At 51.4% G+C, this 13,681-nt stretch carries 12 protein-coding genes; 7 read left to right on the forward strand and 5 right to left on the reverse strand.

The window, feature by feature from the left end; translation table 11 throughout:
• Positions 1 to 240: 240 nt before the first annotated feature.
• Positions 241 to 1,029 (forward strand): 4,5-DOPA dioxygenase extradiol, encoded by a 789-nt coding sequence (ygiD, locus tag SPM24T3_RS19450; RefSeq protein WP_009638521.1) that lies wholly within the window; start codon positions 241 to 243, stop codon positions 1,027 to 1,029.
• Positions 1,030 to 1,040: 11 nt separating this feature from the next.
• Here the strand turns inward: ygiD and SPM24T3_RS19455 are convergent, their stop codons facing one another.
• The 3 genes from SPM24T3_RS19455 to tolC form a co-directional block, all read right to left on the reverse strand.
• Positions 1,041 to 2,201, reverse strand: a complete 1,161-nt coding sequence (locus SPM24T3_RS19455) for a glutathionylspermidine synthase family protein (RefSeq protein ID WP_009638522.1) — start codon at positions 2,199 to 2,201, stop codon at positions 1,041 to 1,043.
• Positions 2,202 to 2,203: 2 nt separating this feature from the next.
• Complete coding sequence (locus SPM24T3_RS19460) at positions 2,204 to 2,866, reverse strand: DUF1190 family protein (protein ID WP_009638523.1); 663 nt, start codon at positions 2,864 to 2,866, stop codon at positions 2,204 to 2,206.
• Positions 2,867 to 3,114: 248 nt separating this feature from the next.
• On the reverse strand, positions 3,115 to 4,620 hold the full coding sequence (tolC, locus tag SPM24T3_RS19465) for an outer membrane channel protein TolC (RefSeq protein WP_009638524.1): 1,506 nt from the start codon (positions 4,618 to 4,620) through the stop codon (positions 3,115 to 3,117).
• 231 nt (positions 4,621 to 4,851) lie between these two features.
• Between tolC and nudF the strand changes: the two genes are divergently transcribed.
• Genes nudF through parE form a run of 5 tightly spaced genes read left to right on the forward strand, consistent with a single transcriptional unit; the run spans position 4,852 to position 9,296 of the window.
• Positions 4,852 to 5,487 (forward strand): ADP-ribose diphosphatase, encoded by a 636-nt coding sequence (gene nudF / locus SPM24T3_RS19470; RefSeq protein WP_009638525.1) that lies wholly within the window; start codon positions 4,852 to 4,854, stop codon positions 5,485 to 5,487.
• The gene (locus SPM24T3_RS19475; RefSeq protein ID WP_086013240.1) at positions 5,487 to 5,909 is read left to right on the forward strand and encodes a DUF1249 family protein; all 423 of its coding nucleotides are present in this window, start codon (positions 5,487 to 5,489) and stop codon (positions 5,907 to 5,909) included. Before nudF ends, SPM24T3_RS19475 begins: the two co-directional genes overlap by 1 nt.
• Before the next feature lie 27 nt (positions 5,910 to 5,936).
• The gene (gene cpdA / locus SPM24T3_RS19480) at positions 5,937 to 6,764 is read left to right on the forward strand and encodes a 3',5'-cyclic-AMP phosphodiesterase (RefSeq protein WP_009638527.1); all 828 of its coding nucleotides are present in this window, start codon (positions 5,937 to 5,939) and stop codon (positions 6,762 to 6,764) included.
• Positions 6,764 to 7,345, forward strand: a complete 582-nt coding sequence (gene yqiA, locus SPM24T3_RS19485; RefSeq protein ID WP_009638528.1) for an esterase YqiA — start codon at positions 6,764 to 6,766, stop codon at positions 7,343 to 7,345. The genes cpdA and yqiA overlap by 1 nt, the downstream gene beginning before the upstream one ends.
• A gap of 55 nt (positions 7,346 to 7,400) precedes the next feature.
• Entirely contained in the window at positions 7,401 to 9,296 is a 1,896-nt protein-coding gene (gene parE / locus SPM24T3_RS19490; RefSeq protein WP_009638529.1) for a DNA topoisomerase IV subunit B, read from the forward strand.
• A 48-nt stretch (positions 9,297 to 9,344) separates the two neighbouring features.
• On the opposite strand, the gene dcuR is transcribed toward parE, so the two are convergent.
• The gene (gene dcuR, locus SPM24T3_RS19495) at positions 9,345 to 10,061 is read right to left on the reverse strand and encodes a two-component system response regulator DcuR (RefSeq protein ID WP_009638530.1); all 717 of its coding nucleotides are present in this window, start codon (positions 10,059 to 10,061) and stop codon (positions 9,345 to 9,347) included.
• Complete coding sequence (locus SPM24T3_RS19500) at positions 10,061 to 11,692, reverse strand: sensor histidine kinase (protein ID WP_009638531.1); 1,632 nt, start codon at positions 11,690 to 11,692, stop codon at positions 10,061 to 10,063. Before SPM24T3_RS19500 ends, dcuR begins: the two co-directional genes overlap by 1 nt.
• 276 nt (positions 11,693 to 11,968) lie before the next feature.
• Between SPM24T3_RS19500 and mqo the strand changes: the two genes are divergently transcribed.
• Positions 11,969 to 13,633, forward strand: a complete 1,665-nt coding sequence (mqo, locus tag SPM24T3_RS19505) for a malate dehydrogenase (quinone) (protein WP_009638532.1) — start codon at positions 11,969 to 11,971, stop codon at positions 13,631 to 13,633.
• Positions 13,634 to 13,681 lie beyond the last annotated feature (48 nt).

The raw sequence follows: 13,681 nt of genomic DNA on the forward strand, positions 1-13,681 counted from the left end.
CGTCTGCCGATCTCTAAACGCATAATTTATCATCGCTATTTTTACAATCATTAAGAATTTTTTGACGTCTCTGCGCATGAGTTAGAAAGTTTGTATTCAAATTTATTGAATATCTTCATCACAGTTATCCGGCTGTTTCAGACAAGCTAAAGGAGTAATCTCTTTCTATCGAATGGTCGCTGCGGTGTAACCCCGGACAGCGCGCCATTGCCTCCTAATCTGAGCGGTAAGGAAAAACTTATGACCACCTCACGCATGCCAGCGCTGTTTCTTGGGCACGGTAGCCCGATGAACGTGCTCGAAGACAACATTTATACTCGTGCCTGGGAAGCGCTGGGGCAAAACTTGCCGCGTCCGAAAGCCATACTTGCCGTTTCTGCCCACTGGTACACCCGAGGCACTGCCGTTACTGCGATGGAACATCCACGTACTATTCACGACTTTGGCGCTTTTCCGCAGGCGCTGTTTGATAAACGCTATCCGGCACCGGGTTCACCGGCGTTGGCGAAACGGGTACAAGAATTGCTCGAGCCGATTGATGTCATTGCTGATACCGGTGAGTGGGGCTTCGACCACGGATCCTGGGGCGTGTTGATCAAGATGTATCCTGATGCGGATATCCCGATGATCCAGCTCAGCATCGATGGAACAAAACCAGCCGAATATCATTATCAACTGGGTAAAAAGCTGGCAGCACTGCGTGAAGAAGGCGTGATGATCGTCGCCAGCGGCAACGTGGTGCATAATTTGCGGATGGTGAAATGGGAAGGCAATGCCGCCCCTTATCCTTGGGCTGAATCCTTCGAGCAGTTTGTAGAAGATAATTTAGAGTGGAAAGGCGAAGCGAAGGATCATCCGTTGGTCAATTTTATGCAGCATGAAGGCGGCGCGCTGTCGAACCCAACGCCCGATCACTATTTACCATTACTGTATTTATTGGGATCGTGGGACGGCGTAGAGCCCATCACCAAGCCAACTGAAGGGATCGTGATGAGCTCGCTGAGCATGCTTTCGGTGCAGCTTGGTTAAGTCAAAGATCGCTAATCTATAATGCTATGCGGATAGAAGCGCGAGAGATCCTGGGTGATCAGCGCTCTGTCTTCACGCAGTCCGATGCCGCAAGGTTTGTCGTTGATTAACCAACTGCCGATCAGCGTATAGCTGTCGTTGAAGCGCGGCATCGGGCAATACTCTTGCACGATCATTCCTTCTTTACCGTAAGGGCCGTCCGCGCTGGCGAGCTCTTTACCGTTTTCAATGATACGGATGTTTGCCCCCTCGCGAGAGAACAGCGGCTTTATTACATAACTGTTCATCGGCGGATGCGCATCGTCGGCAAAGTAGGACTCGAGCAGGTTAGGGTGATTCGGAAACATCTCCCACAACAGCGGCAGCAAGGCTTTGTTGGAAATAATGGCCTTCCATGCTGGCTCAAGCCAGCGCACACCGGCATCTTCGAGCTTGGTGGAGAACGTCTCACGAAACATGAATTCCCATGGATAGAGCTTGAACAGATTACTGATGATCTGATCTTGTGGATCGGTAAACTGCCCGCGTTCTCCAAGGCCTATCTCTTCTATATAAAGAAACTCGCTGGCCAGCCCGGCTTCGAGCGCACAGTCCTGCAAATATTGCACTGTTCCGCGATCTTCCTCGGTGTCCTGACAGCAGGCAAAATGCAGCAGCGAAAAACCGTGCTGGTTTTTCAGCTCGGTAAAACGTTCAATCAGCTTTTCCTGCATGCTATTAAACTGATCGGCATTTGGCGGAAGGTTGCCTGCAGCTATCTGATCTTCAAGCCATAGCCACTGGAAAAACGCTGCTTCATAAAGCGAGGTTGGCGTATCGGCATTGTTCTCCAGCAGTTTCGGAGGATTAACGCCGTCGTAAACCAGATCCAGCCGCGAGTAGAGCGAAGGCTGTTGTGCGCGCCATGAGGCTCTGACAAATTCCCAAACGTGCCGGGGAATTTGAAACTTCGCCATCAATTCATCACTGTTGACCACGCGCTCGACGACTTTAAGGCACATCTGGTGCAGCTCGGCGGTGGCATCTTCAATCTGATCGATCTGGGCCATCGTGAATTGATAATAAGCATCCTCACACCAGTAAGGTTCGCCGTACATGGTGTGAAAATTGAAACCAAACTCAGTGGCTTTCTCGCGCCAATTCGGGCGTTCTTGCAGGGCTACGCGTTTCATTATTAGCCACCCATACTGCGCATTGGCGTGCGAGTTGCCGATGCTGCACTGCGCTGCATTGAGGTTTGTTTAGCGACGCTTTCGCCAAAACCACCGCGAGTTACGGTGCTGGTGGTAGCGGGTTTAGGTGCCATGGCTGAAGGCGGAACGTTCATGCTGCGGCCAGAAGTTGCCGGGCCGTAGCTTTTACCTGTGGCATCAACAAACTTGCCGTTCGCCGGGCTGCCCGCTGATTTCGAGGTGAACAACGGCTGCTGCGCGTATCCACCGCCGCCCATCATGCGACCCATCATAAAACCGGCCATCAATGGCATCCACATGCTGCCGCCCGATTGCGATTCGGCGTTCATACCCGCCTGGGCTGGGGCTTGGGTACACTGATTTTCACCGAATTCGGCAACACAGTCAGCGCGATTGGCATATTTAGGCGCGGTTTTAGCAGCTTCAACTTTTGCGTCGCTAAAAGCCTTGGTGCATTGCGCGCTGTTAGACGGATTAGCCTTGGAACAGTCATCCGCATTCTGATACATCGAAACTTTATCATCGCTTTTTTCGCAGGCGCTGAGCATGAAAACGGCGCTGATTGCCACAGCAACAGGGGTAATTCGCGAGCTACGCCAGGATTTCCGGAAGGTAGCCAGATTAATATTTTGTGTCCGTTTCATTTTATAGATCCCATAGACGGGCTTTTTCGCCCTTTCCCAGAGTAACTTACATTTGTAACAGAATAAGAATAAGGTAAAGATGCTTACTATTAAAGCAGGAAAGGCAAACGTTACGAGACTTTACGTTCAGACGTGAAATAACTCGCGAAACGGCTATTTTAGGAAATCAGAAAGTAAAAACCGCCCAACAAAGGCGGTTTTTTAGATTCTTGATATCTGCAAGTGAGCGGCTATCAAGGACATAAACATTAGTTTTGGAAAGGATTACCGCTCTTTTTAGCACTTTTAGGAGCAACTCGATCGCTGGCACGAACAACCGGAGCTGTTGGAAGTGGCGCGGCCTGTGGCGTGACGTCATTGTCATAGCCGTCAGCCGCCGCGTTTTGCTGTGGCGTTTCCGGCGCAACCTGTTCAGGGTTGGTCGAAACGGGCACGCTCAGGAAACCATTAAGCGCCAGCAAATCATTTTCATTAAGCGTGCCGAGTGCTGATTTTACGTTAAGCTGATTAATAAGGTAGGTATAGCGCGCACTGGAAAGTTCCTGCTTGGCGTTATAAAGCGTCGTGGTGGCATCGAGTACGTCAACGATAGTACGCGTGCCGACTTTATAACCGGCTTCTGAAGCATCGAGAGAGCTTTGCGCAGAAACCACAGCCTGCCGATAAGCATTAATGCTGCTGATCGACGCGGAAATATTGTTAAAGGAGGAACGGACAGTTTGCACCATGCTACGGTAGGCGCTTTCTAGCTGTTCGCTGTAGGACAAGAAGCTCAACTGCGCCTGCTTGACCTGCGAAGTAACCTGACCGCCACTATAAATTGGGATAGTCAGGCTCAGGCCGACCTTGTTATCGCCAGCGATAGAGTCATCGTAGCCATTTAACGGACCGGTTCTGCTGCCGTTATATTTAGTGTTGGTGAGGCCGGTCGACGCTGTCAGATCCAGCGTTGGCATATGGCCTGCTTCATAATAGCGAATTTCTTCACGCGCCAAATCCTGTGACAGGCGCGCCGAAAGCAGGGTGAGATTGCGATTCTCGCCTTCTTTCAACAGCTTTTGCACCGGCTCTGGTCGCTGAGTATTGAAGGTGTTGATATTCAACGAAGCCAGCTGTGGATAGTAAACGCCGGTAACCTGACGCAATACTTCAATGTAATTATCCAAAGCGTTACGGGCAGTAACTTCGTTGGCCAACACGGTGTCATAGGAGGAACGGGCGTTTTGCACATCAGTGATGGCAACCAGGCCAACGCCAAAACGCTGGGTAGTCTGATCCAATTCGCGATAAACCGCCTGTTTCTGAGCTTCGACATAGGTGAGTGCATCAATCGCACTCAAAACGTTGAAATAGGCGGTGGCGGTGTTCAGAATAAGAGTCTGCTGCGCGGTCTGATAGGTGACATCGGCAATGCCGGCAGTTTTTTCCTGCAATGTCAGCGAGCGCCATTTAGACATATCAAATATTGTCTGCGTTAACTGCAAAGCTCCGCTGGCGACTTTACTGTTTACCCCATTGGCATCACGGTAACCGTTGGTGTAATCATAATCGAGCCCTAATCCGAGCTGTGGCAGCAACGGGCTGCGTGCTTCATTAATTTTCTCGAATGCAGCATCGCGCGTTGCGGCAGAAGCTCGCAAATCCGGGTTACTTTCCCTGGCTTGCTTATATACCTGCATGAGATTTTCAGCCTGGCTTACCGTGCTGAAGCCGCCGAGGCCCAGCATGATGAGAATAGGGAGCAGTTTCTTCATTTGCATTCCTTGTAGTGCAGCAATGTTATTATTTAGTGCTGTCATTAACCATTGAGGTATCGACGCGGATACTAGCAGAGACCTGTGAGCAAATTATGTGGCCTTAAGTGCCCTCTCACTCGCGCGAATCCAAATCTAACACAAAAAACCTTGATTATTATTACCGCGTCTTCATCTAAATTATCTCTGTTGAAGATAATTTACCTTTAACCACTGACAGGGCGAGGCCGAATGAGTAATTTTAAACATTCTCCAGTGCGTCTCGGCAAGAAAGATGTCGAGATTATTGCAGTTGAGAACCGCTATCAGGGATTTTTCGCAATTAACGCGTATCGGTTTCGCCATCGTCTGTTTAATGGTGAAATGAGCGGCGAGGTGGTACGGGAAGTGTTCGAACGTGGCCATGCTGCGGTGCTGCTTCCTTATGATCCGCTACGCGATGAGGTCGTGCTGATTGAACAAATTCGCCTGCCTGCCATGGAAAGCAGCGACACCCCCTGGCTACTCGAGATGGTGGCCGGTATTATTGAAGAGGGTGAATCAGTAGAAGATGTCGCCCGCCGCGAAGCATCGGAAGAAGCCGGCATCATCGTTGGGCGCTGCAAACCCGCACTGAGTTATCTGGCCAGTCCGGGTGGCACCAGTGAGCGTCTTTCTATTATGATCGGCGAGGTTGATGCCTCTACGGCAAAAGGAATTCATGGTCTGGAAACTGAAAATGAAGACATCCAGGTGCATGTGGTTAGCCGGGAACAGGCTTACCGCTGGGTGGAAGAAGGAGCAATAGATAATGCTGCGTCAGTGATTGCCTTACAGTGGCTGGCTCTGCACCATGAATCCTTGAAAAAAGAATGGGCTAAAGAATGATAAAGCGCTATGTACCCGATTTCCCTGAAATGATGCGATTGTGCGAAACCAACTTTGCACAGCTGCGCCGTTTGCTGCCTCGTAACGATGAAGTGGGGCAGACGGTGACCTATCAGGTGACTAACGCGACCTACCAGTTAAAAATTCTGGAATCGACACGCTATACTTCACTGGTCGAGATCAAGCAAACCGTTCCGGCCGTTAGCTATTGGAGCCTGCCTTCAATGAGCGTGCGTCTTTATCATGATGCAATGGTTGCTGAAGTGTGTGCGAGCCAACAGATCTTTCGCTTCAAGGCACGCTATGATTATCCTAATAAAAAGTTGCATCAGCGTGACGAAAAGCATCAAATTAACCAGTTTCTAGCCGATTGGTTGCGCTATTGCCTGGCGCATGGAGCTATGCCAGTTCCGGTTTATTAGACAGACTTTGATAACAAAGGATCGAATTTGGAAAGCCTGTTTGAGCTGCCTTTGGTAGATGGGGCCAAAGTCAGGATACTGCAGATAACAGACACTCATCTTTTTGCGGGTGAAGACCAGACTTTGCTGGGCGTGAATACTTTTCGCAGCTATCGAGCCGTGCTGGACGCCATCTGCGCGCAGCAACGCGAGGTTGACCTGATTGCTGCAACCGGCGATCTCGCCCAGGATCAGTCGCTTGAGGCCTATCACCATTTTGCCCGGGGCGTGAGCCGTCTTAATGCCCCTTGCGTCTGGTTGCCCGGAAATCACGATTTTCAACCGGCGATGGTTGACGCGCTGGCAGAAGCAGAGATCAGGCCGTCCAAACAGGTGCTACTAGGCAAAAACTGGCAGGTTTTGCTGCTTGATACTCAGGTTTTTGGCGTGCCTCATGGCGAACTCAGCGAGTATCAGCTTGAATGGATGACCCGCTGCCTCGACCAGTTCCCCGAGCGTTTTACTCTGATTATGCTCCATCACCATCCGCTGCCTTCGGGCTGTACCTGGCTGGATCAGCACAGCCTGCGCAACGCCCACACGCTGGCGTCAGTGCTGGAAGATTACCCTAAGGTATCGACGCTGATTTGCGGACATATCCATCAGGAACTTGATCTCGACTGGTACGGCAAGCGACTGTATGCAACGCCTTCCACCTGCGTGCAGTTTAAACCGCACTGCACCAATTTCACTCTGGACTCAGTGGCACCCGGCTGGCGGTATCTTACGCTACATCCTGACGGAAACGTCGAGACCGAAGTCTGCCGTTTGCAAAGCGATGAGTTCAGCCCTGACGCCGATGCGGAAGGTTATTAATGAGCACCTTGCTGTATTTGCACGGTTTTAACAGTTCTCCCCATTCTGCCAAGGCTACGGCGATGAAAAATTGGCTGGCCGAGCATCACCCGCACATCGAGATGCTGGTGCCGCAGCTTTTGCCATTCCCAGCCGATGCCGCAGAGCAGCTAGAGAAGCTGGTGATGGATAAATCCGGCGAGCGGATCGGCATTGTCGGTTCGTCGCTTGGGGGGTTTTACGCTACCTGGCTGTCGCAATGCTTTACATTACCCGCGGTGGTGGTTAACCCGGCGGTTAGACCTTATGAACTTTTAATCGACTATCTCGGTGTGAATCACAACCCCTACACCGGCCAGCAATATGTGTTAGAGTCTCGCCATGTTTACGATCTCAAAGTGATGCAGATCGAGCCTTTAGAGTCACCGGATTTACTCTGGTTACTCCAGCAAACCGGCGATGAGACCCTCGATTACCGTCAGGCCCTGTCGTATTATACGTCGTGCCGCCAGACCGTAGAACCCGAGGGTAATCATGCATTTGTCGGGTTTGAACGTTATTTCTCACCGATTGTGGATTTCTTGGGGTTGGCAGCGGAGTAGTTTTTGCCAACAACAGTATCGTTCACTCACAACCAGAGCCACGAATTAATAAACGATGAGCCAATCTACTTATAACGCGGATTCCATTGAGGTCCTCAGCGGCCTTGAGCCGGTGCGCCGCCGCCCTGGCATGTATACCGATACCTCGCGGCCGAACCATCTCGGCCAGGAAGTCATCGATAACAGTGTCGATGAGGCGCTGGCGGGCCATGCCCGTCGTATTGAAGTTATTCTGCACGCCGATCAGTCACTTGAAGTGACCGATGACGGTCGCGGCATGCCGGTGGATATCCACCAGGAAGAAGGTATTCCGGCAGTTGAACTAATTTTCTGTCGCCTGCACGCGGGCGGTAAATTCTCCAACAAAAACTATCAGTTCTCCGGCGGCCTGCACGGCGTGGGGATCTCGGTGGTTAATGCCCTGTCGAAACGCGTCGAAGTGACTGTGCGCCGCGATGGGCAAATCTATTCCATGGCGTTTGAAAACGGCGATAAAGTCCAGGACTTGACAGTGACCGGCACCGTGGGCAAACGCAACACCGGTACCAGCGTACATTTCTGGCCAGACGTAAGCTTCTTTGACAGCCCGCGTTTTTCGGTCAGTCGCCTCAGCCATTTGCTGAAGGCCAAAGCGGTACTGTGTCCTGGCGTTGAAATTACCTTTAAAGATCAGGTGAACAATACCGAGCAGAGTTGGTGTTATCAGGACGGCCTGACCGATTACCTGATGGAAGCAGTCAACGGTTTGATAACCCTGCCGGAAAAAGCTTTTGTCGGTGCCTTTGCCGGTGACACCGAAGCGGTCGACTGGGCGCTGCTGTGGTTGCCCGAGGGCGGTGAAATGCTCACCGAGAGCTACGTCAATCTGATCCCGACCATGCAGGGCGGTACCCACGTCAATGGGCTGCGTCAGGGCCTGCTCGACGCAATGCGCGAGTTCTGCGAGTTTCGAAATATCCTGCCGCGCGGGGTCAAACTCTCTGCCGAAGATATTTGGGAACGCTGCGCCTACGTGCTGTCGGTGAAGATGCAGGATCCCCAGTTTGCCGGTCAGACCAAAGAACGCCTGTCTTCCCGCCAGTGTGCGGCTTTTGTTTCCGGCGTAGTCAAAGATGCCTTTAGCCTGTGGCTGAACCAGAACGTGCAAGCTGCCGAGCAGCTGGCCGAGTTGGCAATTTCCAGCGCGCAGCGTCGCATGCGTGCGGCGAAAAAAGTGGTGCGTAAAAAGCTGACCAGCGGCCCGGCATTGCCTGGCAAACTGGCGGACTGCACCTCGCAAGATTTGAAAATGACCGAGCTGTTCCTGGTGGAAGGGGATTCCGCGGGCGGCTCTGCCAAACAGGCGCGCGACCGCGAATATCAAGCGATCATGCCGTTGAAGGGTAAGATCCTCAACACCTGGGAAGTTTCTTCCGATGAAGTGTTGGCCTCGCAGGAAGTTCACGATATTTCTGTGGCGATCGGCATCGATCCTGACAGTGAAGACTTGAGCCAGCTGCGCTACGGCAAGATCTGTATCCTCGCGGATGCCGACTCCGATGGCTTACACATCGCCACATTGCTGTGCGCACTGTTTGTCCGTCACTTCCGTTCCTTGGTGCGCGGCGGCCACGTTTACGTCGCCATGCCGCCTCTGTACCGCATCGACTTGGGTAAAGAGGTGTTCTATGCGCTGGATGAAGAAGAGAAAACCGGCGTGCTGGAGCAGCTTAAGCGTAAAAAAGGCAAGCCAAATGTCCAGCGATTCAAAGGATTGGGTGAGATGAACCCACTGCAGCTGCGTGAAACGACGCTGGATCCTAACACTCGTCGTCTGGTACAGCTGACTATCGATGAAGCAGATATCGATCAGACACTGCGCATGATGGACATGCTGTTAGCCAAAAAGCGCTCGGAAGATCGCCGCAACTGGCTACAGGATAAAGGCGACACCGCCGAGCTGTCGGTTTAAGCCTCTTGTTATAGACGTCTCAAAACACGCCTTACTGGCAACTATTTTCTACAGGCAGTATTGTTGCAGTAAGGCGTGATATTCAGACTGTAATCGATAACGGTAAACCGGCCTGCCGGTGACGCCATAGTGAATGCTGGTGAACAAAATGTTCATCTGCGCCAGCCAAATCAGGTATTTGCGGCAAGAAACGCGCGAAATGCTCACTTCGTTTGCCAGTTCATCCGTTGAAAACTCCTGGTCAGGATGAGCATCAATCCACTGACAAAGCGTTCTCAGCGTCTGCGCAGTTAATCCTTTGGGTAATTTCTTTTGCTCAGTTTCAGGCTGATTGCCGTGAATCAGGCGATCGACATCTGCCTGCTGATAAAACGGCTGATTTTCCAGCAGGCGTTTTTTTTGTCGCCAGCCGGTTAGCGCCTCCTCAAAACGCGAAAACTGGAAGGGTTTGATCAGATAATCCACCACACCATAGTTCAGAGAGTTTTTAATCGTTGCAGCATCGGCGGCGGAAGAAATGATGATCACATCGAAAGGGTGCTGCGCGCTGCGCAACTCGGGCAATAAATCCAACCCGTTTTCCTGTTGCATATAAATATCCAGCAAAATCAGGTCAACGGCAGGGTGATGGTGCAGCAAACGGTCTTTCGCCTGCTGCAACGTTGCAGCGACGCCACAGCAGCTAAAGCCCGGCACCTGGCCGATGTAGCTACGATTTAATTCGGCGACCATGGCATCATCGTCAACCACTAATACATTAATCATCAGGTATGGTTTCCTTTTCCCCACGGTAGCTGTACCAGGAATTGAGTGTAAACTTCCGGTTCTGATTCCACCGTGACAGTGCCGCCCAGGCTATGAATTTGCTGCTCCACCAGAAACAGTCCTACACCACGCTGCTCGCCTTTGGATGAAAAGCCGCGTTCAAAAATGCTCGTTAAGCGATCGGCGGCGATGCCCGGTCCGTCATCACTGACTTCACATGCCAGCCATCCATTCTGGTAATGCAGCATAACGTGAATTTCCCCCTGCGGCTGGTGGTCCAGCGCCTCGATTGCATTCTCGATCAGGTTGCCTAACACCGTAATCAGCACCGCGGTCTGCTGCTCGCTGCCATTATCGGGCAGGTCACAAGCCTCGCTAAGCAGCAGTTTATGCCCGTAACTCTTGGCGCGATCAATTTTGCTGAGCAAGAATCCGGCAATGACAGGCGAGCGAATTTTCCCCTGCAATGCGCCAATTTCAAGCTGATAATTATTGGCGGTCTTGAGGATAAACTCCTCCAGGCGGGTAAAGTTTTTCATATGCAGCAGGCCAAGAATGACGTGCAGCTTGTTCATAAATTCGTGCGAGCGTTCGCGCAGAGCATCGACGTAGTTTACCATGCCGTCCATGCGCTGCATCAGTTGACTGACCTCAGTCTTGTCCCTGAAGGTACACACCGCGCCAATAATTCGCTGGCCGCTGCGCACCGGCACGGTATTGCTAATCAGCACGCGCCCTGCAACGTTTACTTTTTCATCGTGCCAGGCGGTTCCGTTGTGCAGCGCCTCGCGCAGATGGCTGAGCATCATTGAAGACTCCGGGATCGCATCACCGGTTAGCGGGGTTTCCGCTGCTGTTTCCTGCAACAGATGGCGCGCAGCCTTGTTGATCAAGGTCACTCGCGAGTGTTCATCTACGGCAATCACCCCTTCTTTGATCGACTCCAGGATCGCCTGTCGCTGTTCAAACAGGGTCGAAATTTCGTAAGGCTCCAGCCCGAACAAAATTCGTTTCAAGGCTTTAACCAAAATAAAAATGCCCAGCAGGCCAACCAGAGCGCCAAACAGCACGGTCCAGAGAATATTCCAGCGGCTTTGAGTGATTTGCTGCGTTACGTCATCGAGGGAAATACCCACGGCTACCACGCCAATTTGTTGACGCCGGGCATTGTAAATAGGCGTGAAAACGCGCAGCGCCTCAACCAGAACACCATGATTAACAGAGACATTTTCCTGTCCCTTTAACGCTGGAATAAAATCCTCACCGACAAAGTGCTTACCGATGTTTTGTGGATTCGGGTGCGAGAAGCGAATACCTTGCATATTAATGATGGTGACAAACAGCAGGCAGTCGCGATCTTTCACCTGGGCGGCAATCGGCTGAATAATATTGCTTTCTGCGGGCAGGGACAGCGCGTGCTGGATTTCCGGCGATGAAGCCAGCGTGCGCGCTACCGCCATCGCTTTGTCCTGCAGATGCATCTTGGTGAAGTTTTCAATCTGCACGTAATACAGTAAATGCACGCTGAGCAGCACCGTGACAATCACCGCGCCGATCATTAGCGTGACCAGAGTACTGAGTTTAATTGGGCGTTTGCGCACCGGCTTTTGTTGCGGCTGCTGGCTTGTCATGGCGATTCTTTGAAGATTCTTTAAAGAGGGCAGTTTACTGTATTTGTTGCAAAACTACGCGGTGAATTAAGGCGGACTATCATCGAAAAATAGCGCACGGAGGGCGATATTATCCTGCTAAATGGCGTGGGTTCTGGCTTCGAGGTTTTGTAATTAAAGAAACAATAAACCAATATTTTTAATTAAAAAACTAATGATACTTTAACTTATCGATAACAATATCTTAAATTCCACGCACTTTTTTACTGTCATCAAACAACAAAGTGTAGAACCGGAATGATTAACGTCAATAAATTACTTCCTTCGCTCTCCCTTTCAGCATTGCTCGTGTGTTCAGCCGTTCATGCTGAAACTGCGCCAGAGAAAACCGATGTGCTGCTGATTGGCGGCGGCATTATGAGCGCTTCACTAGGCACCTGGTTAGAAGAACTTCAGCCGAGCTGGAAACAGATCATGGTCGAGAAACTCGACGGCGTGGCGCTGGAATCTTCCAACGGCTGGAACAACGCGGGCACCGGGCACTCGGCCAACATGGAGCTGAACTATACCCCGGAGCGTCCGGACGGAACTATTGACGTCAGCAAGGCGTTAGAGATCAATGAAGCCTTTATGATCTCGCGCCAATTCTGGACTTCACAGGTAAAAAGCGGCGTGCTGAACGATCCGCACTCCTTTATTAACTCGACACCGCACATGAGCTTCGTGTGGGGCGATAAAAACGTTGAGTATCTGACCAAACGTTACGCGGCTCTGCAAAAAACCACGCTGTTCCAGGGCATGAAATTCTCAACCGACCACGGCCAGATTCAGCAATGGGCACCGTTGATAATGGAAGGACGCGACCCACAGCAGAAAGTTGCGGCAACCTGGACGCCGGTAGGTACTGATGTTAATTACGGTGAAATCACCCGTCAGCTGATTGGCAGCCTGAAAAAGAACGACAATTTCAAGCTGGAAACCTCGTCTGAAGTCACTGATTTCTCGCGCAATGCCGACAATTCCTGGCACGTGACCATCAAAGATGCAAAAAGCGGTGACGAGCGCGAAGTTGACGCTAAATATGTATTTATTGGGGCCGGTGGCGGAGCTTTGAAACTGCTGCAAAAAACCGGCATTCCTGAAGGCGAAAATTACGCTGGTTTCCCGGTGGGCGGCTCGTTCCTGGTTACTGAAAACCCGGCGATTACTGAACGTCATCTGGAAAAAGTCTATGGACAGGCTTCCGTAGGCGCACCGCCGATGTCTGTACCGCATCTTGATGCCCGCTTCCTGGACGGCAAGCGCGTGGTACTGTTCGGGCCTTTTGCTACGTTCTCTACCAAGTTCCTGAAAAACGGTTCACTGTTTGATTTGCTGAGCACCACCACGACTCACAACTTGCTGCCAATGTCTCACGTTGGCCTGGATAACTTCGACCTGGTTAAGTATCTGATAGGTCAGGTTATGTTGAGTGATGACGATCGTTTTGCAGCACTGAAGGAATATTTCCCGAATGCCAAAAAAGAAGACTGGAAGCTGATTCAGGCCGGTCAGCGCGTGCAGATTATCAAAAAAGACCAGAGTAAAGGTGGCGTGCTGAAACTCGGTACCGAGATTGTTACCGACCAGCAGAAAACCGTAGCTGCTTTGCTGGGTGCTTCTCCCGGCGCATCCACCGCTGCACCGATTGCTCTGAACGTGATGCAAAAGCTGTTCCCTGAAGAGTTTAAATCCGCAGCATGGCAGAGCAAGATTCGAAAAATCGTTCCAAGCTTTGGCCAGAATCTGAATGACGATCCGGCGTTGACTCAGCAAGTGTGGAATGACACCGCAGCGACCCTGGGTCTGGTCAAGCCACCGGTATTGCAGATTTTAGAGAAGGGCACCGAGGCTCCGGCCGCAGCTGCATCGCAGGATAAAACTGCTGCACCGGCATCTGCACAACACGATATGGCACTGTAATCCCTCGGGCCACTTTGTGAGTAGGATGAAATAAAGTCCATAAAAAAA

It is taken from the genome of Serratia sp. M24T3, from assembly GCF_000257645.1.
Classification (GTDB): Bacteria; Pseudomonadota; Gammaproteobacteria; order Enterobacterales; family Enterobacteriaceae; genus Rouxiella.

Bases quoted from the DNA above. Each gene is read 5' to 3' on its own strand.
- ygiD (WP_009638521.1), top strand. From the start codon at position 241: ATGACCACCTCACGCATGCCAGCGCTGTTTCTTGGGCACGGTAGCCCG.
- SPM24T3_RS19455 (WP_009638522.1), bottom strand. From the start codon at position 2,201: ATGAAACGCGTAGCCCTGCAAGAACGCCCGAATTGGCGCGAGAAAGCC.
- SPM24T3_RS19460 (WP_009638523.1), bottom strand. From the start codon at position 2,866: ATGAAACGGACACAAAATATTAATCTGGCTACCTTCCGGAAATCCTGG.
- tolC (WP_009638524.1), bottom strand. From the start codon at position 4,620: ATGAAGAAACTGCTCCCTATTCTCATCATGCTGGGCCTCGGCGGCTTC.
- nudF (WP_009638525.1), top strand. From the start codon at position 4,852: ATGAGTAATTTTAAACATTCTCCAGTGCGTCTCGGCAAGAAAGATGTC.
- yqiA (WP_009638528.1), top strand. From the start codon at position 6,764: ATGAGCACCTTGCTGTATTTGCACGGTTTTAACAGTTCTCCCCATTCT.
- parE (WP_009638529.1), top strand. From the start codon at position 7,401: ATGAGCCAATCTACTTATAACGCGGATTCCATTGAGGTCCTCAGCGGC.
- dcuR (WP_009638530.1), bottom strand. From the start codon at position 10,061: ATGATTAATGTATTAGTGGTTGACGATGATGCCATGGTCGCCGAATTA.
- SPM24T3_RS19500 (WP_009638531.1), bottom strand. From the start codon at position 11,692: ATGACAAGCCAGCAGCCGCAACAAAAGCCGGTGCGCAAACGCCCAATT.
- mqo (WP_009638532.1), top strand. From the start codon at position 11,969: ATGATTAACGTCAATAAATTACTTCCTTCGCTCTCCCTTTCAGCATTG.